Origin of the sequence: Polaromonas naphthalenivorans CJ2 (genome assembly GCF_000015505.1) — a bacterium.
In the GTDB taxonomy this organism is placed as follows: domain Bacteria; phylum Pseudomonadota; class Gammaproteobacteria; order Burkholderiales; family Burkholderiaceae_C; genus Polaromonas; species Polaromonas naphthalenivorans.
This window is the reverse complement of sequence record NC_008781.1, coordinates 1204061-1222578: the sequence shown is the minus strand read 5'-3', so window position 1 is coordinate 1222578 and position 18518 is coordinate 1204061. Positions and strand designations below refer to the sequence as shown.

The 18518-nt window shown below is 63.4% G+C and carries 23 protein-coding genes; 13 read left to right on the top strand and 10 right to left on the bottom strand.

Annotated features, from left to right (window positions below):
- Nucleotide 1: 1 nt before the first annotated feature.
- The 8 genes from PNAP_RS05770 to PNAP_RS05735 all read right to left on the bottom strand — a co-directional run bounded on the left by PNAP_RS05770 (nt 2) and on the right by PNAP_RS05735 (nt 5777).
- Nucleotides 2–1012, bottom strand: a complete 1011-nt coding sequence (locus tag PNAP_RS05770) for an inorganic phosphate transporter (protein WP_011800561.1) — start codon at nt 1010–1012, stop codon at nt 2–4.
- 32 nt (nt 1013–1044) lie between these two features.
- Entirely contained in the window at nt 1045–1692 is a 648-nt protein-coding gene (locus tag PNAP_RS05765) for a DUF47 domain-containing protein (RefSeq protein WP_011800560.1), read from the bottom strand.
- Between the two features lie 191 nt (nt 1693–1883).
- Complete coding sequence (locus PNAP_RS05760; protein WP_041376549.1) at nt 1884–2246, bottom strand: DMT family protein; 363 nt, start codon at nt 2244–2246, stop codon at nt 1884–1886.
- A 223-nt stretch (nt 2247–2469) separates the two neighbouring features.
- The gene (locus tag PNAP_RS05755) at nt 2470–3060 is read right to left on the bottom strand and encodes a DUF3299 domain-containing protein (protein ID WP_011800558.1); all 591 of its coding nucleotides are present in this window, start codon (nt 3058–3060) and stop codon (nt 2470–2472) included.
- 49 nt (nt 3061–3109) lie between these two features.
- Nucleotides 3110–3376, bottom strand: a complete 267-nt coding sequence (locus PNAP_RS05750) for a hypothetical protein (RefSeq protein WP_011800557.1) — start codon at nt 3374–3376, stop codon at nt 3110–3112.
- 18 nt (nt 3377–3394) lie between these two features.
- Nucleotides 3395–4597, bottom strand: coding sequence for an ABC transporter permease (locus PNAP_RS05745; RefSeq protein WP_011800556.1), 1203 nt, complete (start codon nt 4595–4597; stop codon nt 3395–3397).
- Nucleotides 4594–5274: an ABC transporter ATP-binding protein gene (locus PNAP_RS05740; RefSeq protein ID WP_011800555.1), complete on the bottom strand. Its 681-nt coding sequence runs from the start codon at nt 5272–5274 to the stop codon at nt 4594–4596. Before PNAP_RS05740 ends, PNAP_RS05745 begins: the two co-directional genes overlap by 4 nt.
- Entirely contained in the window at nt 5271–5777 is a 507-nt protein-coding gene (locus PNAP_RS05735; RefSeq protein ID WP_011800554.1) for a Fur family transcriptional regulator, read from the bottom strand. Before PNAP_RS05735 ends, PNAP_RS05740 begins: the two co-directional genes overlap by 4 nt.
- Before the next feature lie 124 nt (nt 5778–5901).
- Between PNAP_RS05735 and PNAP_RS26830 the strand changes: the two genes are divergently transcribed.
- The 10 genes from PNAP_RS26830 (at nt 5902) to PNAP_RS05690 (ending at nt 13648) form a co-directional block, all read left to right on the top strand.
- Nucleotides 5902–6057, top strand: coding sequence for a hypothetical protein (locus PNAP_RS26830; protein ID WP_157040217.1), 156 nt, complete (start codon nt 5902–5904; stop codon nt 6055–6057).
- 11 nt (nt 6058–6068) lie between these two features.
- A complete protein-coding gene (locus PNAP_RS05730; protein WP_041376548.1) occupies nt 6069–6821 on the top strand; it encodes a metal ABC transporter ATP-binding protein in 753 nt (250 codons plus the stop codon).
- On the top strand, nt 6818–7702 hold the full coding sequence (locus tag PNAP_RS05725; RefSeq protein ID WP_011800552.1) for a metal ABC transporter permease: 885 nt from the start codon (nt 6818–6820) through the stop codon (nt 7700–7702). Before PNAP_RS05730 ends, PNAP_RS05725 begins: the two co-directional genes overlap by 4 nt.
- A gap of 50 nt (nt 7703–7752) precedes the next feature.
- A complete protein-coding gene (locus PNAP_RS05720) occupies nt 7753–8676 on the top strand; it encodes a metal ABC transporter substrate-binding protein (RefSeq protein WP_011800551.1) in 924 nt (307 codons plus the stop codon).
- Nucleotides 8677–8811: 135 nt separating this feature from the next.
- On the top strand, nt 8812–9264 hold the full coding sequence (locus PNAP_RS05715) for a CBS domain-containing protein (protein ID WP_011800550.1): 453 nt from the start codon (nt 8812–8814) through the stop codon (nt 9262–9264).
- A 230-nt stretch (nt 9265–9494) separates the two neighbouring features.
- Complete coding sequence (locus tag PNAP_RS05710) at nt 9495–10544, top strand: AAA family ATPase (protein ID WP_011800549.1); 1050 nt, start codon at nt 9495–9497, stop codon at nt 10542–10544.
- A 2-nt stretch (nt 10545–10546) separates the two neighbouring features.
- The gene (locus PNAP_RS05705; RefSeq protein ID WP_011800548.1) at nt 10547–10789 is read left to right on the top strand and encodes a hypothetical protein; all 243 of its coding nucleotides are present in this window, start codon (nt 10547–10549) and stop codon (nt 10787–10789) included.
- 117 nt (nt 10790–10906) lie between these two features.
- Nucleotides 10907–11923, top strand: a complete 1017-nt coding sequence (locus PNAP_RS05700) for an IS110 family RNA-guided transposase (protein WP_011800547.1) — start codon at nt 10907–10909, stop codon at nt 11921–11923.
- Nucleotides 11924–12294: 371 nt separating this feature from the next.
- Nucleotides 12295–12552: a hypothetical protein gene (locus PNAP_RS26825; RefSeq protein WP_011800546.1), complete on the top strand. Its 258-nt coding sequence runs from the start codon at nt 12295–12297 to the stop codon at nt 12550–12552.
- Nucleotides 12553–12589: 37 nt separating this feature from the next.
- Nucleotides 12590–13648 (top strand): IS701 family transposase, encoded by a 1059-nt coding sequence (locus tag PNAP_RS05690; protein WP_011798057.1) that lies wholly within the window; start codon nt 12590–12592, stop codon nt 13646–13648.
- Nucleotides 13649–13677: 29 nt separating this feature from the next.
- Here PNAP_RS05690 and msrA read toward each other — a convergent pair whose 3' ends face one another.
- Together msrA and PNAP_RS05680 are read right to left on the bottom strand one after the other, a co-directional pair.
- On the bottom strand, nt 13678–14217 hold the full coding sequence (msrA, locus tag PNAP_RS05685; RefSeq protein ID WP_011800545.1) for a peptide-methionine (S)-S-oxide reductase MsrA: 540 nt from the start codon (nt 14215–14217) through the stop codon (nt 13678–13680).
- Between the two features lie 39 nt (nt 14218–14256).
- The gene (locus tag PNAP_RS05680) at nt 14257–15141 is read right to left on the bottom strand and encodes a LysR substrate-binding domain-containing protein (protein WP_011800544.1); all 885 of its coding nucleotides are present in this window, start codon (nt 15139–15141) and stop codon (nt 14257–14259) included.
- 136 nt (nt 15142–15277) lie between these two features.
- Between PNAP_RS05680 and PNAP_RS05675 the strand changes: the two genes are divergently transcribed.
- The 3 genes from PNAP_RS05675 (at nt 15278) to PNAP_RS05665 (ending at nt 18399) form a co-directional block, all read left to right on the top strand.
- Complete coding sequence (locus tag PNAP_RS05675) at nt 15278–16474, top strand: acyl-CoA dehydrogenase (RefSeq protein ID WP_011800543.1); 1197 nt, start codon at nt 15278–15280, stop codon at nt 16472–16474.
- Between the two features lie 61 nt (nt 16475–16535).
- Nucleotides 16536–17315, top strand: a complete 780-nt coding sequence (locus tag PNAP_RS05670) for a YdcF family protein (RefSeq protein WP_011800542.1) — start codon at nt 16536–16538, stop codon at nt 17313–17315.
- An 85-nt stretch (nt 17316–17400) separates the two neighbouring features.
- Nucleotides 17401–18399, top strand: a complete 999-nt coding sequence (locus PNAP_RS05665; protein ID WP_011800541.1) for a LacI family DNA-binding transcriptional regulator — start codon at nt 17401–17403, stop codon at nt 18397–18399.
- The last annotated feature ends 119 nt before the right edge of the window (nt 18400–18518 follow it).

Below are 18518 nucleotides of genomic sequence, written 5' to 3'. Positions count from 1 at the left end.
ATTAAAACAGCAGCAAACTGATCCAGTAAGCCACCGCAGCCACCAAAGCCGCCGCCGGAATGGTGAAAATCCAGGCCCAGACGATGGTGCCGGCCACGCCCCAGCGCACGGCCGAGGCGCGCCGGGTGGAGCCCACGCCGACGATGGCGCCGGTGATGGTGTGGGTGGTCGAGACCGGAATGCCCAGCATGGTCGCCAGGAACAGCGTGATGGCGCCGCCGGTTTCCGCGCAGAAACCGCCCACCGGCTTGAGCTTGGTGATCTTCTGGCCCATAGTTTTGACGATGCGCCAGCCGCCGAACATGGTGCCGGCGGCAATCGCCGCGTAGCAGGTCACGATGGTCCAGGTGGGCGGCGCGGCGTCGCCCGCGGCGGTGTAGCCGGTGGCAATCAGGAGCATCCAGATGATGCCGATGGTTTTCTGGGCATCGTTGCCGCCGTGGCCCAGGCTGTAGGCGCCGGCCGAAACCAGTTGCAGGCGGCGAAACCAGCGGTCCACCTTGGACGGCGTGGTGCGCAGGCAGATCCAGGACACGGCCACCATCATCAGCGAGCCGAGCAAAAAGCCCAGCAGCGGCGAGATGAAAATGAAGGCCACGGTTTTCGCGATGCCACCCGCAACCAGGGCGCTGGGGCCGGACTTGGCGATCACCGCGCCCACGATACCGCCGATCAGCGCATGCGAGGAACTGCTGGGAATGCCGTAGATCCAGGTCACGATGTTCCAGGCGATGGCGCCCATCAGCGCGCCGAACACGACGTGCGTATCGACGATGCCGGGCTGGACAATGCCCTTGCCGACCGTGGCAGCCACGCTGAGGTGAAAGATGAACAGGGCCAGCAGGTTGAAACCGGCGGCAAACACCACGGCATGGCCGGGCTTGAGCACGCCGGTGGACACCACCGTGGCAATCGAATTGGCGGCATCGTGAAAGCCGTTCATGAAGTCAAAGGCGACGGCCATGAAGACGAGCAGGGCCACGACCCAGAGGGCGGTCTGTGCAGTTTGCATTGAAAAATCTAAAGTTCAGTCGCCGGGGACGATCAGGAATTTTCGAGGACGATGCCCTCGATCAGGTTGGCCGCATCCTCGCACTTGTCGGTGATGGTTTCGAGCAGTTCGTACACTGCCTTGAGCTTGATGAGTTCGCGCACATCGGGCTCCTCGCGGAACAGCCGGCTCATGGCCGAACGCATGACGTGGTCGGCGTCGGATTCGAGCCGGTCGATTTCCGCGCAGGTCTTGAGCGTGGCTTCGGCGGTCGCGGCGTCGCGCACCTTGCCGATCAGGCCCACCGCGTCCTTGAGCCGCTCGCAGCACTTGACGCTCAAGTCGGTCAGCCGCAGGATGTCCTCGGTCATGTGGCGCACGTCGTACAGCGCCATGGTTTCGGCCGAATCCTGGATCAGGTCGGCCACGTCGTCGAGCGTGTTGATCAACTGGTGGATCTGGTCGCGGTCAATCGGCGTGATGAAGGTCTTGTGCAGCACGCGGCTGACTTCATGCGTGACGCGGTCGGCGGCGCGCTCGGCGTCATCGACTTGCCGGTGATGCAGGCTGCGCTTTTGCAGATCGCTGTAGTTGGCCACCATCTTGGAAAAGGCATGGGCGGCTTGCACGATGTGGCCGGCATGCTGGTCGAACATCTCGAAAAAATTGCCTTCGCGCGGCAACAACTTGCTGAACAGCATGCGTGATCCTCAGAAATATGACAGAAATATGACGTTTTTGTAACTGCGGGGAGTTTAACCGCGATGACTTTGCGGGCCGGCTGGCCATCCAGGCAGGGTTCAGAACAGCCACAAAGGCAAGCGCGCGGACGCCAGCGGCCGCAGCGCCGGGCCGCCCCAAGCGCAGTTCAGCCCCCCTCGGGGGGCTACATTCATGCACTCCTGAAGATGAAAAACACCGCCCCCACCATGCACAGCGCGGCCCACAGGTAGTCGAGCTTGAGCGGCTCGTTCAGGTAAAACACGGAAAATGGCACGAACACCGTCAAGGTGATCACCTCCTGCATGATCTTGAGCTGGCCGACGCTGAACTGGGTAAAGCCGATGCGGTTGCCCGGCACCTGCAGCAAATACTCAAACAGCGCAATGCCCCAGCTGATCAGCGCGGCGATGTACCAGGGCGACGTGGCCAGACTCTTCAGATGCCCATACCAGGCAAAGGTCATGAACACGTTGGACAGCAGCAGCAGGCCCACCGCCTGGGCCGACACGGGAAGGGATTGCAGGAATTGCACAAAAGGCATCAACGGTTCTCCGGGGTTGTCAGGCTGCCGGCCCGGCCCGCAGCAGCACCGGCGTGAGCAGCAAAAAGACCACCGGCAGCAGGGACAAAACGACAAGCTGATTCATCGCGGCAATCTTAGTCTGCGCTTATCTTCGCTTTTAGGCCGCTGCCCGCCGTTTGCGTGCCTGGTTCGCGCCTTCGGTCCAGGCCATCAGGCCAGGGACAAGCTCAGCTCACTTGACGCTGGTCGCATCGGTGATGCGGTAATACATGCCGAAGGCGTCGTCATTCAGGACCAGGAAGCGGCCTTCGACCACCACCGGCTCCATGCTGTACTTGACCGGCGTTTTGCTCTTGACCTCGACCATGCTTTCGGGTCCGCCCGGCAGGCAGAACGCGCAGGTGAGCGGCACCGACGAGAGCAGAAAATGCCGCTGCGTCGCGCCCGGCTCCAGCGGCATCATGAAACCCTGGATGCGCTGGGTTTTCTGGTGCAGGGTCAGCTGCTTGAGGCTGAACACCGGAATGATCCTGTTTTTTTCAGCCTTGACCTTGACCTCGGTGAGTACCGACCACGGCACCACATCGGCGCGGGCCGAGAGCTGCGCAAAAGGACTGTTGGCGCCATGCACGCCGGCGCCCTGCCCCATCGGCACGCCAAGGCCTGGCGCGGCGGGCACTGCGGATTTCGGACCGCCGGCCGCCGCCGGCGCGGACGGCGCTTGCGCAAGCGCGCCGGGGCTTGCCAGAATCAGGCCACACGCCGCGCCCAGGCCGAACGCCGTCAGGCGGCTCAAGCGCCCGGAGGAAAAAGAGTGCTTCATGCCATGCTCCAGAAATTCAGCGAAGTTGCGCTTCACGCAGTTGCCGGGCTCAGTGAACGTGCTTCATGCCGCAGTATTTGCCGATGGCAAGCCCCTTGCAGGCGGCCTGCAGCTCTTTCTCGCACACCTCGTCTTTTTTGCCCGATTCCAGGCATTTGGCAGCGGCCTCATGGGCGGCGGCCATGGCCCGGTGGCGCTGGATGTCTTCCTGGGTTTCCTTGTCGGCGTGCTGCGCGAACGCTACTGAAAACGTAGCACTCAGCGCAAGCAGGGCATGCGCCAGCAGCACTTTTTTCATTAAATTGAAGTTTTTCATCGATGTCTTTCAAGTTTTCTAGCGGGACTGGAGAAGTTCAAACACACTGACCCGGTAGGCTTCCCAGGCCGGCAGCAGCGCGGACGCCAGCGCCACGCCCAGGGCCAGCGCCGGCACGCCGGCCAGTTCGACCGGCCACGACAGCGCACCGAGCAACACCGATTGTTCAAGCTGCAGCGCCCAGCCCAGCAGCGCCGTCAGCCCCTGCCCGGCCAGCACGCCGAGCATGCTCGCCAGCAGGGCCAGCCAGAGCGCCTCGCACAGCAGCAGGCCGGCCACCTTGCGCGGCGGCGCGCCCAGCATGCGCAGCAGGGCCAGGTCGGCGCGGCGCTCGCGCACGGCGCCCCACAGCGCGATGAACACGCTCAAGGCCGCCGTCAGCAGCAGCACGCCGGCCAGCGCGCGCAGCACGTCGATGCCCACGCCCACCATGCTCAGCAGGCGCGTGATTTCCAGCGCCGGGGCGGCGGCCTGCATCTCGGTGCTGGTGTTGATGAAGCGCGGAAACGTCACCGCCGCCAGCGGCGTCTTGTACTGGATCAGCGCCAGCGTCACCTCGCGCTCGTCCTGCATGACCTTGCGGTCATCGTCGTCGAGCGCGGTGTCGGTTTCATGCACCTGCCAGACCGATTCGAGCGGCGTGAGCACCAGCCGGTCAAGCACAGAGCCATTGGGCGCGAGGATGCCGGTGACGGTGTACGGGCTCTGGCCGTGCGCATGGCCGCCGGGCGCCAGGCCGTGCGTGCCGGTGAAGGTGTCGCCGATCTTGAAGCCGCTTTCCCGGGCCACCCTGGCGCCCAGCACCGCCTGCATCGGCGCCTCCCACAGCGCGCCCTGCGCCAGTTTGGCCTCGTAATGGCTGATGTAGTCAGGCGTGGTGCCGACGATGCGGAAACCGCGAAAGCTGTCGCCCATGCTGATGGGAATGACCTCGGCGACCTGCGGATGAAGCTGCAGCGCCTTGATGGCGGCCAGCGGAACATTGCCGGTGGGCACGTCGAGCTGGAACACGCCCGACAAGATCAGCTGCATCGGGCTGCCCTTGGCGCCGACCACCACGTCGATGCCGGCCAGGTCGCGCTCGAAGGCGCTGTTGATCTGGTGGCCCACCAGCAGCAGGAAGGTGATCGACGCCAGCCCGAGGCTGAGCAGCAGCAGATTGAGCGCCGCCGCAAGCGGGCGTGACCACAGGTAGCGCCAGGAAAACACTATCGTTTTCATAGCTGCTTGCGCCCTAGCACTATGCGCAAAAGACCTTTTTGGCTTGTATTTTCGGAAAAAAACCGGGCCACGCGGGCATCGTGCGTCGCAATCACCAGCGTGGCGCCCTCCCAGCGGGCGGTGGACTGCAGCAGCGCCAGCGAGGCGGCCGCCGCCTCGTCGTCCAGGCTGGCCGTGGGTTCGTCCGCCAGAATCACCTGCGGCTGCAGCAGCACCGCGCGCGCCAGCGCGACGCGCTGGGCCTGCCCGCCCGAGAGTTGCGCGGGTTTGCGCAGGGCCAGGTCTTGCACGCCAAGCGCCTCCAGCGCCTCGCCGATGCGCTGGTCGTCCTGGGCCAGCCCGGCTGCCCATTGCGCCATGGCCAGGTTGTCATGCACGCTCAGCGCCGTGCTCAGGTGCAGTTTTTGCGGCAAAAAACCGATGGTCCGGGCGCGCCAGGCATCCAGCGCGGCGCCTTGCTTCAAGGCCGCGCCACCCGCCCCCAGCGATTGCCCGGCCACGTCCAACTGTCCCGACGTCGCGCCCACCAGCCCCGCCGCCAGGGCCAGCCAGGTCGATTTGCCCGAACCCGACGGGCCGGCCAGCAGCAGCACGCCGCCCTGCGGCACATCCACATCGGGGAATGCCAGCACCGGCCCCTTGGGGTAGCGGTAGGCAAGCTGCCGGGAGCGGATCACAGGAGCGTTTCAGGCGCAGCGGTGGCGCAGTCGGCGCAGACGCCGCGCACCGCGAAGTCCATGCTCAGCCCCTGGTAGCCCAGCGCCCGCAGCGCGGCCAGCGCCGACTGCGCGGCGCGCTCCAGGTCGTCGGCATTGGCCATCAGCGCGCCGGCCAGCGGGCTGTCGCGGTGGCAGCTCTGGCATTCGAAGTGCGGAATGGCATGCACGCTGACCGGCATCGCCTGGTAGCGGCGCACGCGGCTGGCATCGACCCGGCACAGCAGCAGGCCGACCTGCGTCAGGCGGTCGATCAGCCGGTACAGCGTGACGCGGTCCAGCGCCGACGGGCCTTCGCCGCTGAGCGCCGTCTGCAGCTGCGCGTGGGTGTAGCTGGTGTCCGGGTGCGCCAGCAGCCAGCCCAGCACCCGCCGGGCCGCCGCCGTGCGCCGCAGGCCGTGGGCCGACAGCAGCGCGTCGATGGGGTCGATGCCGGCGGGTTCGGGAGGATGGATGGATGCCATGGATGGACCTTCACTCAATTTTTTAATGCAATTCAGTTGCGTTACACTGTGCCGCTATCGCAATCAGGTTGCATTATTACCGCAACTTGTAGTTACCCCGCCTTCTTTATTTTTGGATATTCACATGCGCCCGGCCCCCACTTCCTTGCCTCGCTCCCGCCATCCCGGCGCCTCCGTACTGGCCTGGCCGGCCTGGCTGCGGGTGCTGGCGGTGCTGCCGGCCGTGTTGCTGCTGTGGCTGGCGGTGGCGTGGGCCGCTCTGGAGGCCGCGCCGTGGTAACCCCGGAGGCGATGGTGTCGCTGCGCAACCTGACGGTCAGCTACCGCCAGCATCCGGCGCTGCACCACATCAGCGGCAGCTTCGCGCCCGGCTCGCTGACCGCCGTGGTCGGGCCGAACGGCTCGGGCAAAAGCACCCTGCTCAAGAGCATCGTCGGCCTGCTGCCCATCGAAGGCGGCGCGCTGGCGGTAGCGCCACCACGCGAGCGCATCGCCTACCTGCCGCAAATGGCCGAGATCGACCGCGGCTTTCCCATTGACGTGCGCGACTGCGTGCTGCTGGGCTGCTGGGGTGCGGCCGGGGCCTGGGGTGCGGTGAACCGGGCCATGCTGACGCGCGTCGATGCCGCCCTGCAGGCCGTGGGACTCGAAGGATTTGAGCGCCGCTCTATCGGCAGCCTGTCCAGCGGACAGCTGCAGCGGGTGATGTTTGCCCGCATGCTGGTGCAGGACGCCGAGCTGATCCTGCTCGACGAGCCGTTCAACGCGGTCGATGCCAGGACCACCGCCGCCCTGCTGGGGCTGGTGCGGCAGTGGCACGGCCAGCGGCGCACCGTGATTGCCGTGCTGCACGACGATGCGATGGTTCGCCAGCATTTTCCGCAAACCGTGCTGCTGGCGCGCGAACTGGTCGGCTGGGGCGCGACCGGCGAGGTGCTGACCGAGCCGAATCTGCGCCGCGCCCGCGCCATGGCCGAAGCCTGGGACGAGAACGCCGAACTCTGTGGCACCGACACGGCAGCCGCGCAGGAAGCGGCCGCATGATGGCCTTCGCCGCCTGGCTGTGGGACGCGGCCTTTTCCCCGTTCGCCGAATTCGCCTTCATGCGCCGCGCGCTGGTCGCCACGCTGGCGCTGTCGCTCAGCGCCGCGCCGCTGGGCGTTTTTTTGACGCTGCGGCGCATGAGTTTGCTGGGCGATGCGCTCAGTCATGCGGTGCTGCCGGGCGTGGCGATTGGCTTCATGCTGGGCGGCCTGTCGCTGAGCGCGATGGCGCTGGGCGGCGTGGTGGCGGGCATGGGGGTGGCGGCGCTGGCCGGGCTGGTCACGCGCTTCACCACGCTGAAAGAAGACGCCAGCCTGGCGGCCATCTACCTGGTCGCGCTGGCGCTGGGCGTGACGCTGATCTCGGGCCACGGCACCCAGCTCGACCTGCTGCACATTTTGTTCGGCAGCGCGCTGGGCGTGGACACGCCGGGCCTCCTGATGGTGGCCAGCGTGGCCAGCGTCAGCGTGCTGCTGCTGGCCGCGATGTACCGGGGGCTGGTGCTGGAGAGTTTTGACCCGGTGTTCCTGGCGGCCGCCGGGCGGCGCGGCTGGCTCTGGCAGCAGGGCTTTTTGATGCTGGTGGTCATCAACCTGGTGGCGGGCTTTCAGACGCTGGGCACCTTGATGGCCGTCGGGCTGATGATGCTGCCGGCCGTGTCGAGCCGGCTGTGGCACGACACGCTGCCGGCGCAACTGCTCAATGCCAGCGCGCAGGCCATGCTGGCCAGCGTGGCCGGGCTGCTGCTGTCGTATCACCTGGACACGCCCTCCGGCCCGACCATCATCGGCTGCGCGGGGGCGCTTTACTTTGCGTCGCTGCTGGTCGCGCCAGGCGGCTGGCTGCCGCGCGTGCTGAGCCGGACGCACCGGGTCGCCTGAACGCGTCCCGCTTTTTCGTTTTTTACCCACTCTTTCCTGAAGGCCACCCCATGAAACGCGCATTTTGCAAACTCCTGCTCAGCGGCATCGCCAGCGCCTGCCTGCTGCCGGGCGCCAGTTTCGCGGCCGAGCCACTGCCGGTCGTGGCCAGTTTCAGCATCCTGGGCGACCTGGTGCGCGTGGTCGGCGGCGAGCGCGTCAGCGTCACCACGCTGGTCGGGCCTGACGAGGACGCGCATGTGTTCGAGCCCAAGCCGGCCGATGCCAGGGCCATCGTGCAAAGCCGGCTGCTGGTCGTCAACGGCCTGGGCTTTGAGCCGTGGGCGCAAAAGCTGGCGAAGTCCGCCGGCTACAAGGGCGAAACCGTGGTGGCGTCGCAGGGCGTGAAGTCGCGCGCCATGGCCGCAGAAAAAGGCCATGATGAAAAGGGCCATCAGCATGAGGAAACCGATCCCCACGCCTGGCAAAACCCCGACAACGTCGCGCTGTACGCGCGCAACATCGCCGCCGCTCTCGCCAAGGCCGATCCCGCAGGCGCTACCCTTTACCAGGCCAACGCCAGCGCCTACGTGAAGGAGCTGCAAACCCTCGACGCCTGGGCCAAGGCACAGTTCGCCACCTTGCCCGCCGCCAGGCGCAAGGTCATCACCTCGCACGATGCATTCGGCTACTTCGCGGCGCAGTACCAGGTCAAATTCCTGGCGCCCCAGGGCGTTTCGACCGACGCCGAACCGAGCGCCAAGGAGGTGGCGCAGCTCATCAGGCAAATCCAGCGCGAAAAGATCAGGGCCGTGTTCGTCGAAAACATGAGCAACCCCAAGCTGCTGGCGCAATTGAGCAAGGATGCGGGCGTGAGCGCCGGGCCTGCGCTGTATGTGGATGCGCTGTCGGCCGCAGGCGGCCCCGCCGACAGCTACCTCAAGCTGATGCGCCACAACGTGACGCAACTGGTGCGCGGGATGCAGGCCAACTGACACCGGACGCCGAACCCGCTGCCGCGCGGGCATCAGGCTTGCGTTTGCGCCATGTCAAGTCAGGCGGCGCAAGCCCGACTAGAGTGAACTCCCGGAAAGCTTCAAGCCTGCCGGCTTGCACAAAGGAGAGTTCACATGCCTACCCGTTTGAAAGACTTTGCAACGGTTTCAGTCGCTGTCGCCGAACCCGAAACCACCGCGCTGGCGGCGGCCCAGCTGATGCGAAAGCACCATGTGGGCGCGCTCATCGTCGTCGATGCGCTGGAAAAAAGCCGCCCGCTGGGCATCGTCACCGACCGCGACCTGGTGCTGGCGCTGATGGCCGAAGGGCTGGACCCGGAGGTGTTCACGGCCGGCGACATCATGTCGGTCGAACTGGTCGTGGCCAGCCCCGAGATGGACGCCATGGACGCGGTGCAGCTGATGCGCAGCAGCCGCCTGCGCCGCCTGGTGATCGCCGATGACGAGGGCCGGCTGGTGGGCGTCGTCACCATGGAGGACATCCTCCAGCTGCTGACACGCGAACTGGCCGACTTGGCCGCAGCCGTCATCGGCGCCCGGGACCGGGAGTTCGAGCAGCGCGCCTGACAGACGGAAAATATGGCTAGGGTGGCGGCTGCGTCGCGCGCGACTTCGTCCTTCGCAGCGGCTTCTCGACGCCCTCCACGGCAACAAAACCGCGATACGCGCGCCACACCGACAGGTAGCGCGAACACAGGCCGATCTATTTGTCATGCAGCCTTATGATCCTTGCTGGCTCCCAAAGCGCGTTCGCAACACGCGCTTCAGATTGAAAATGAACTCGCAAGGAAGAAGTCATGTTAGACAAAATGCATATCAAAAACCTGACTGTTTTCTCCGATGTCAAGCTGAAATTTGGGCAAAACCTGAACGTGATCGTAGGCGAGAACGGCGCGGGAAAAACACATCTATTGAAAATGGCTTACTGCGCCATGGCCACGAGTTGGGAAGAAGGACGCAAACCCAACGCATCGCCACCCACGAAAACCTTGCTTCAAAGCCGTCTGGCCGACAAGCTGGTGAATGTGTTTCGCCCAGAAGCATTAGGACGCTTGGCCAAACGCAAGCAAGGGCGTGAGCGTTGCGACATTCAGTTGAGCTACTTTCGGCCAGAGCTTGACATTGCGTTTAGCTTCGCCACCAACAGCAAGTCCGAGGTAAGCATCAGCACGCTGCCCGAGAAATGGCTTGATGCGGCGGCAGCCTATCTGCCTACCCGGGAACTTTTGACGATTTACCCTAACTTTGTAGCCATCTATGAAGGTCACTACCTGGAATTCGAGGAAACCTGGCGAGATACCTGTTTGCTGCTCGGCACACCCCTCCAAAAAGGCCCAACGGAAACACGTATCCGAGAGTTGTTAAAGCCTCTGGAAGATGCCATGCAGGGCAGTATTGAATTGGACAAGAACGGCCGGTTTTACCTGAACAATGGCAGTGGGCGGATGGAAATGCCTTTGGTTGCGGAGGGGTTGCGAAAACTCGGCATGCTGTCCAGGCTGATTGCGACCGGCGCACTTTTGAACAAGGGCTGCCTGTTTTGGGACGAGCCGGAGGCCAACCTCAATCCACGCCTGATCAGGCAACTGGCTAGCACCATTGTTGAATTAAGCTGTGGCGGCATTCAGGTATTTATTGCCACCCATAGCCTGTTTTTACTGCGCGAAATAGAAATCGTCCTTTCAGCCCGCACATCGCAGCAACCTGACACGCAGTTTTTTGGACTGCATGCGGATGCCGATGGTGTGTCGCTCATGCAGGGGCCGACGATTGACGATATTGGCGACATTGCAGCCCTGGATGAAAGCTTGCTGCAGTCTGATCGCTATCTCGCCATGGTGAACTGAACATGCCCGTGCTCAACATTGACGGTCTTCGGTTCGATTTTCCAGCGGCCTGGCAAGCCAGTAAATACGATGAGTGGCAGTTTTATCGCAATCAGTTTGTCAAGCAAGATGACGGCATCAAGGCCGTGGATGCCTTGGTCCTTTCTAACGACAACACGGCATTTTTGATCGAAGTAAAAGACTACCGCCATCCCGAGACGGAGAAACCGTCTGAATTATCACAAGCCGTTGCCCATAAAGAATGAAAGGGACGTCCCCGTCCCGAGCGAGTTGCGACCCGTTGAAGTTGCGGTTTACGGCAACTCAGTGCCACGATGGAGAGGTCAAACTTTTCATCATCAACTCATTCGGAAGGGGAAATCATGGCCATCATGACCATCGGAATCGATCTCGCCAAAAGCGTCTTTGCCGTCCATGGGATCAACGAGTTCGGCAAGCCCGAGTTGGTGCGGCCCGAAGTCCCACGCGTCAAACTGATGGAACTTATCGCCAACGTGCCGCCCTGTCTGATCGGCATGGAAGCGTGCAGCGGCGCCCATCACTGGGCACGCGAATTTGCCAGGTTCGGCCATACCGTGCGCCTGATGGCCCCCAAGTTTGTGGCTCCCTACCGCATGAGCGGCAAGCGAGGCAAGAACGATGCGGCCGATGCTGCGGCCATCGCTGAAGCTGTCACGCGTCCCAACATGCGTTTTGTGCCACTCAAGAGCATCGAGCAGCAGTCCCGCCTGTTCGTGCACCGCGCACGCCAGGGCTACGTGGAGCAGCGCACCGCCCTGATCAACCGCATCCGCGGCCTGCTGTCCGAGCTGGGCATCGTGCTGCCGCTCAAGGCGGCGACCGTGCGCCGGGAAGCGCACAAGCACCTTGAAGACCTGCCGGGCTGGTGCAACACCGTGGTGGGCGATGCCTTGAGCGAGCTCACCCACCTCGATGAACGCATCGGCCAATACGACAAGTACATCGCCCAGGCCGCCGCCGAGGACCCGCAGTCCCGCCAACTCATGCACCTCAGCGGCATTGGCCCCACCACGGCTAGTGCTATCGTGGCCACGGTGGGCAAAGGCCACGACTTCAGTTGCGGGCGCCAGTTCTGCGCCTGGCTGGGCCTGGTGCCTGGCCAGTACAGCTCGGGCGGCAAGCAGCGCCTGGGGCGAATCACCAAGGCGGGAGACAGCTACCTGCGCACCTTGCTGGTCCTGGGCGCCAGGGCGGCGCTGGCAACGGCGAAGAACAAGACGGACCCGGTAAGCCGCTGGGCTATTTCGGTACAGGAACGCCGGGGTTACTGGAAGGCGGTCGTGGCCATTGCGGCCAAGAACGCCCGGATGTGCTGGGCCATGCTGCAGCGCGGGGAGGCGTTCAAGATGCCCGCGTGAGCAGAACGCAAAAGTATCCACAAGTTTGCAGATGTCACCGTGAGATGGCTTGTCGTTGATGAGTGAAAGGTTTGGACCTGCGCCGGGGAATGCTCGTTAAGCTCGAGAAGGTCAACAGGGTAAGCAATCAGCCCTGAGCCTTGAATAAAGAATGGAGCCCTTGGCGCGCGTCTTTCATCAGGGTCCGCTGCAAATAATGCAGCAAGAAATGACCGGTTGTAGTCTCGCCGTCCACATGCCTTGCGCTCACCAGGCAACGACACAGCATCGACAGGGTGACGATGAAATGGAGAAGTCAGGTTCCGTGGTCAATCGCTACGCGATTCAACCACGGTGGAAATCTGTTTGACAAAGGTGGGGACGCCCTTGTAGTGCTGCATACCCTGGCCGCCATGCTGCCCGCGCGTTTGCTGGCCAACGAGCCCGTCGAGAGGCAGTTGGCCACGGCGATATTGAACTGCGGCTGCTTGAAAGTAGTGCTGCATATCGAACAGCCACAACGTCATCGGCCTGTGGTGGACCCAGCGGACATCAAGCAAAAACTCCGACGCCTGCTGAAGGCGGTTGACCCTCATCTCAAAATAGTGTCGATGAACAATATGCAGGGTCTGGCCTGGACAGTTACATAACTGATGTTACGCAGCGCCCTCCTGATAGGCTTCACGGATGAAAAAAGCTGACCTTGATTTGTACACGGACTATTTGCTGAGCACTTTTGGTGCGGCAACGGCGACGGGCTTATCGGCAATGGTTGAAGGCGATGTGAGTCATGACCAGATCACGCGGTTTTTATCGGCTCAAGAGTACACATCCAAGGATCTGTGGCAGCAGGTCAAACGGACCGTCAGATCGGTAGAACGTGACGATGGGGTGCTGATTTTTGACGACACGATTCAAGAGAAAGCATGGACGGACGAAAGCGAGCTGATGTGCTGGCATTTTGACCATTGCAGCGGTCGTTCCGTGCGAGGAATCAATCTTCTCAACGCGCTGTACTACTGCAACGCAACATCCATTCCGGTAGCCTTTGAGTTGGTAAAGAAGCCGGTTCAATACTGCGACGTTGCGACCAAGCGGCACAAGCGTAAAAGCGAAGTGACGAAAAACGAGCTGATGCGCGAGATGATCGAGACGTGCATCCGCAACGCCTTGAAATTCCGCTTCGTGCTGATGGACAGTTGGTTTTCTTCAGAGGAAAACTTCGATTACATCACCGGCAAGGGACGGCATTTCATTGCCGCACTCAAGGGCAACCGGCTGCTGGCCTTGAGCGAAGAGGACAGAAAGAAGAAGCGTTTTACTCGTGTAGATGAACTGATTTTTTCAGAGCAAACTCCCGTGCGCGGCTGGCTCAAGGGATATGCAAAGGAAGTCCTTGTGGTCCGCCAAGTCTTTAAAAACAAAGACGACAGCACGGGAATCATGCATCTGGTCTGCAGTGACTTGACTTGCGACTATGACGCCATCACCACGACCTACAAAAAACGGTGGCAAGTGGAGGTGTTTCACAAATCCTTGAAGTCCAATGCCAACCTGGCCAAGTCCCCCACGCGAACGCTGCGAACCCAAAGCAACCACGTCTTCATGGCCATTTACGCCGCCTTCAAGCTCGAATGCCTGAGCATCTCTAACAAGCTCAATCCTTTCGCGCTTTGTCGCAAGCTACTCATCAACGCATCTCGCTCCGCCTATGCCCAGCTTCAGCTGTTCCAGGCTGCTGCGTAACATCAGTTACATAAGACCCTGTTGAACAATCAGTCCTTGACCCTTGACGCAAACGTCTTGCGGAATTTCTCGACCTTCGGCCCGACCACGAAGGCGCAGTAGCCCTGGTTCGGGTTGTTCTCGAAATAGTCCTGGTGGTAGTCTTCGGCCGGCCAGTAGTTGGCCAGCGGCAGCACTTCGGTCACGATGGGCTTGCCAAAGGTCTTGTCCTGGCTGGCTTCGCGGATGAAGTCGTCGGCCACCTCTTTTTGCGCGGGCGTGGAGTAATAAATGCCGCTGCGGTACTGCGTGCCGGCGTCGTTGCCCTGGCGGTTCAGCGTGGTCGGGTCGTGGATAACGAAAAAGATCTCCAAGATTTCGCGCAGCGTGATCTCGGCCGGGTCGTAAGTCAGCCTGACGACCTCGTTGCAGCCGGTGCGGCCGGTGCAGACCTCTTCATAACTGGGCCGGGCCGTCTGGCCGTTGCTGTAGCCCGATTCCACATCTAGCACGCCGCGCACCTTGACGTACACCGCCTCCGTGCACCAGAAACAGCCGCCGCCCAGGGTGATGGTTTGCAATTCGTTCATGAGATGGTTTCCTTTTGCTGATCGGCCACTTTAGCCGGTTCACCGTGCATTTGCAGCCCGCACGGCATCGACAAAGCCCGCCAGCGCCGGGTTGTCACGCGCGGTTTTCCACAGGCAATGCGTGTCGTAGGGCGTGGTCGCCATGTCCAGCGGCACAAACGCCGCGCCCGCCATCGCCGAGCGGCCGAGCGCCGCCGGCACCAGGGCCACGCCCATGCCTTGCGACACCAGCGACACCACGCTGAGCCAGTGCCTCAATTCATAGCGGATTTCGGGGTAAAAGCCGGCTTCGATGCAGATGCTCAGGATGCGCTCATGGTAGTCAGGCGACACCGCGCGCGACACCACGGCAAACGGCTCGCCCTGCAAGTCGCCCAGCGACAGCGATTTTTGCTGCGCCAGCGCATGGCCGGCGGGCAGGCAGCCGACAAACGCCTGGCTGGAAACGAGAATCTGCGACAGCTCGGGCGGCACGCGCGTGGTGTGGACGAAGCCGATGTCGAGCCGGTCATGCGCCAGTTCGATCAGTTGCTCGCTCGAACTCAGTTCTTTCAGCATCAGCCGCAGCAAGGGATGCCGGGCCTGGAAACGCTCCAGGATGTCGGGCAGGCCGCTGTAGAGCATGGTGCCGGCAAAGCCGATGCTCAGGCTGCCCGCCATGCCCTGCCCCACATCGCGCGCATGGCGGGCCGCCTCTGCAGCCTGGTCGAGCAGCGCGCGCGCCGCCGGCACGAAGGCCAGCCCGGCGGCGGTCAGCGCCACGGATTTGCTGCTGCGCGTGAACAGGCGCGCGCCAATCGACGCCTCCAGCTGCTGGATGTTGAGCGACAGCGGCGGCTGCGACATCGACAGCCGGCGCGCGGCCCGGCCAAAGTGCAGCTCTTCAGCCAGGACCAGAAAGTAGCGCAGGTGTCGGAATTCCATGGATACAAATAATATATCGTTGTATCGAAAATTGGTATTGGACAAGTATTGATGCCGGGCCAACAATACAGGCGCGAGACAGGTTTTTATTTTCCAGCCCTACACTTTCACCACCACTTTGCCAAGGACACACGCCATGAAAACCAAATTCAACTGGGAAGACCCGTTTTTTCTGTCCGAGCAGCTCACCGACGACGAGCGTGCGGTCCAGGAGGCGGCGAATGCGTTTTGCCAGGAAAAGCTCCAGCCCCGGGTGCTGATGGCCGCGCGGCATGAAAAATTCGACCGCGAGATCATGAACGAGGCCGGCGCGATGGGCTTTCTCGGCTCGACCATCGAAGGCTACGGCTGCGCCGGCCTCAACTACGTGAGCTACGGGCTGGTGGCGCGCGAAGTCGAGCGCGTGGACAGCGGCTACCGCAGCGCCATCAGCGTGCAGTCCTCGCTGGTCATGCACCCGATCAACGCCTACGGCAGCGAAGCGCAGCGGCAAAAATACCTGCCCAAACTGGCCACCGGCGAATGGGTCGGCTGCTTCGGCCTGACCGAACCGAACCACGGCTCCGACCCGGCCAGCATGCTCACGCGCGCCAAGCCGGTCGATGGCGGCTACATCCTCAAGGGCGCCAAGATGTGGATCACCAACAGCCCGATTGCCGACGTGTTCGTGGTCTGGGCCAAGCTCGAAGACGCCGGCGGCAAGGTCGGCGGCCAGGAAGCGATTCGCGGCTTCGTGCTCGAAAAAGGCATGAAGGGCCTGAGCGCCCCGAAGATCGAAGGCAAGATGAGCCTGCGCGCCAGCATCACCGGCGAGATCGTGATGGACGATGTGTTTGTCCCCAGCGAAAACCTGCTGCCCAATGTGAGCGGCCTCAAGGGTCCGTTCGGCTGCCTGAACAAGGCGCGCTACGGCATTGCATGGGGCGCCTTGGGCGCGGCCGAGGACTGCTGGTTCCGCGCCCGCCAGTACACCATGGACCGCGTTCAGTTTGGCCGGCCACTGGCGCAAACCCAACTGATTCAAAAGAAGCTGGCCGACATGCAGACCGAAATCACGCTCGGCCTGCAAGCCTGCCTGCGCGTCGGCCGGCTGATGGACGAAGACCGGGCCGTGCCGGAAATGATCTCGCTGATCAAGCGCAATTCCTGCGGCAAGTCGCTCGACATTGCCCGCATGGCGCGCGACATGCACGGCGGCAACGGCATTCATGACGAATACCATGTGATCCGCCACATGATCAATTTAGAGACCGTCAACACCTATGAAGGCACGCATGACGTGCATGCCTTGATTCTGGGCCGCGCGCAGACCGGCTTGCAGGCATTTTATTGATGATTTATGCCTCTTGCGCACGTCCCGCATGCATAAGCAGCTATTGTTTTTATAGCGACTGATGGAACTGGGTTTCCTCAAGCCGCTGCTGACCAGCCTGGCGATGCCGCCGGCGGCGCCGCTGTTGCTGGCGCTGCTGGGCCTGCTGCTGGCCTGGCGCAAACGGCGCGGCGGGCTGCTGCTGGCCACGCTGTCGCTGGCGGCGCTGTGGCTGCTCGGCTGCCACGGCACGGCGGTGTGGCTGGCGCGCCATGCCCTGCCGCAGGTCGCACCGGCCTCCAGCGCACAGCTGAAGGCCGGGCAGGTGCAGGCCATCGTCATTCTGGGCGGCGGCCTGCTGCCGGGGGCGCCTGAATACGGCGGCGCGCCCCAGCCTACGCCGGACACGGCAAGCCGGCTGCGCTACGGCGTCTGGCTGGCGCGCCAGACCGGCCTGCCGGTCGCTTTCACGGGCGGCACCGGCTGGGCGGCCGACGGCATGCAGACCGCGTCGGAAGCCGAAGTGGCCGCGCAGGTGGCCTTGCAGGACTACGGCTTCACCCTGCGCTGGAGCGAATCGGCATCGCGCGACACCTCGGGCAATGCGCGCCTGCTGGCGCCTTTGCTCCAGCGTGATGGCGTGCAGCGCATCGCCCTGGTCACCCATTCCTGGCACATGCCGCGCGCGCTGGCCGCTTTCGAGCGCGCCGGCCTGAGCGTGACGCCCGCGCCCATGGGCTTTACCGAGCCCATCGAGAACCATCTGCTGCAATGGCTGCCGTCCGCGCAAGGCCTGCAGGCTTCGCGGCTGGTGCTGCGCGAATGCCTGGGGCTGGCGGTGGGCCGCCTCCTGCCGCTGTAGCGGAGCTGGTCCGGGGCTGCCGGTATCGGTATCATTCCTGCTGGCCGTTTCCGTGCCTGCGCCAGCCTTACCAGACCTCTCTTCCATGAAAAAGCCCCAGGGTTTTACCGTTCACGATATTGCCCGGCTGGCCGGCGTGTCGGCCATGACCGTCTCGCGCACCCTGAACCATCCCGAAAAAGTCTCCCCCGCCGTGCTGGCCAGGGTGCGCGAAGTCGTGGCCCGCACCGGCTTCGTGCCCAACGGCATGGCGCGCGGCCTGCGTTCCTCCAAGGCCAGGCTGGTGGCGGCCGTGCTGCCCACGCTGGTCGGGCCGGTGTTCCAGGAAACCGTTCGCGCGCTGAACGAGGCACTGGACGAGCAGGGCTACCAGTTGATGATCGGCCAGAGCGGCTACGACGCATCGCGGGAAGACGCGTTGTTAGATGCCATCATTCGCCGCCGGCCCGATGGCATCGTGCTGACCGGCATCATGCATTCGCCCGAGGGCCGGCGCCAGCTCCTGGCGTCCGGCATTCCGGTCGTCGAAACCTGGGACTTGACGCCCACGCCGATTGACATGCTGGTCGGCTTTTCGCATGAGCGGATCGGCCAGTCGGTGTGCCATTTCCTGTACAGCCGGGGCTATCGGCATCCGGCGCTGATCAGCGCCGATGACGACCGGGCGCGCCGCCGCATCGAAGGCTTCCAGGGCATGAGCCGCACGCTGGGCCTGGACGCGGCGCCCACGCACCTGGTGCCAGCGCCGACCACCCTCGGCTCGGGCCGCGCCGGGCTGGCCGCCGTTCTGGCTGCGCATCCGCACACCGACGCGGTGTTCTGCAGCTCCGACATGCTGGCCCTGGGCGTGCTGATCGAGGCGCAGGCGCGGGGCCTGGCCGTCCCCAGGCAACTGGGGGTGGTGGGCCTGGGCGACCTGGACCTGGCCGCCAGCCTGCAACCCGCGCTGACCACCGTGCGCATCGACGGCACACGCATTGGCCGCACCGCCGCGCAGTACATCGTGGAGCGGGCCGAAGGCCGAAGCGTCAGCGAGCCGATTGTCGATATCGGCTTCGAGATCATCGAGCGCGCCAGCGCCTGAGTTCTGCCATTTCAGCAGTTCAAACCACTACACCCAAGGGTTTACCCCAGCCTCTCCTGTTGTTCAAAATGCTATCCTCTGCGCAAATGTTACCGATAACATTGACACTGAAGAAAACT

What these genes read in the sequence shown, in the direction of transcription:
- PNAP_RS05770 (WP_011800561.1), bottom strand. Translation starts at nt 1,012, where the DNA reads ATGCAAACTGCACAGACCGCCCTCTGGGTCGTGGCCCTGCTCGTCTTC.
- PNAP_RS05765 (WP_011800560.1), bottom strand. Translation starts at nt 1,692, where the DNA reads ATGCTGTTCAGCAAGTTGTTGCCGCGCGAAGGCAATTTTTTCGAGATG.
- PNAP_RS05755 (WP_011800558.1), bottom strand. Translation starts at nt 3,060, where the DNA reads ATGAAGCACTCTTTTTCCTCCGGGCGCTTGAGCCGCCTGACGGCGTTC.
- PNAP_RS05750 (WP_011800557.1), bottom strand. Translation starts at nt 3,376, where the DNA reads ATGAAAAACTTCAATTTAATGAAAAAAGTGCTGCTGGCGCATGCCCTG.
- PNAP_RS05745 (WP_011800556.1), bottom strand. Translation starts at nt 4,597, where the DNA reads ATGAAAACGATAGTGTTTTCCTGGCGCTACCTGTGGTCACGCCCGCTT.
- PNAP_RS05735 (WP_011800554.1), bottom strand. Translation starts at nt 5,777, where the DNA reads ATGGCATCCATCCATCCTCCCGAACCCGCCGGCATCGACCCCATCGAC.
- PNAP_RS26830 (WP_157040217.1), top strand. Translation starts at nt 5,902, where the DNA reads ATGCGCCCGGCCCCCACTTCCTTGCCTCGCTCCCGCCATCCCGGCGCC.
- PNAP_RS05730 (WP_041376548.1), top strand. Translation starts at nt 6,069, where the DNA reads ATGGTGTCGCTGCGCAACCTGACGGTCAGCTACCGCCAGCATCCGGCG.
- PNAP_RS05725 (WP_011800552.1), top strand. Translation starts at nt 6,818, where the DNA reads ATGATGGCCTTCGCCGCCTGGCTGTGGGACGCGGCCTTTTCCCCGTTC.
- PNAP_RS05720 (WP_011800551.1), top strand. Translation starts at nt 7,753, where the DNA reads ATGAAACGCGCATTTTGCAAACTCCTGCTCAGCGGCATCGCCAGCGCC.
- PNAP_RS05715 (WP_011800550.1), top strand. Translation starts at nt 8,812, where the DNA reads ATGCCTACCCGTTTGAAAGACTTTGCAACGGTTTCAGTCGCTGTCGCC.
- PNAP_RS05710 (WP_011800549.1), top strand. Translation starts at nt 9,495, where the DNA reads ATGTTAGACAAAATGCATATCAAAAACCTGACTGTTTTCTCCGATGTC.
- PNAP_RS05705 (WP_011800548.1), top strand. Translation starts at nt 10,547, where the DNA reads ATGCCCGTGCTCAACATTGACGGTCTTCGGTTCGATTTTCCAGCGGCC.
- PNAP_RS05700 (WP_011800547.1), top strand. Translation starts at nt 10,907, where the DNA reads ATGGCCATCATGACCATCGGAATCGATCTCGCCAAAAGCGTCTTTGCC.
- PNAP_RS05690 (WP_011798057.1), top strand. Translation starts at nt 12,590, where the DNA reads ATGAAAAAAGCTGACCTTGATTTGTACACGGACTATTTGCTGAGCACT.
- msrA (WP_011800545.1), bottom strand. Translation starts at nt 14,217, where the DNA reads ATGAACGAATTGCAAACCATCACCCTGGGCGGCGGCTGTTTCTGGTGC.
- PNAP_RS05680 (WP_011800544.1), bottom strand. Translation starts at nt 15,141, where the DNA reads ATGGAATTCCGACACCTGCGCTACTTTCTGGTCCTGGCTGAAGAGCTG.
- PNAP_RS05675 (WP_011800543.1), top strand. Translation starts at nt 15,278, where the DNA reads ATGAAAACCAAATTCAACTGGGAAGACCCGTTTTTTCTGTCCGAGCAG.
- PNAP_RS05670 (WP_011800542.1), top strand. Translation starts at nt 16,536, where the DNA reads ATGGAACTGGGTTTCCTCAAGCCGCTGCTGACCAGCCTGGCGATGCCG.
- PNAP_RS05665 (WP_011800541.1), top strand. Translation starts at nt 17,401, where the DNA reads ATGAAAAAGCCCCAGGGTTTTACCGTTCACGATATTGCCCGGCTGGCC.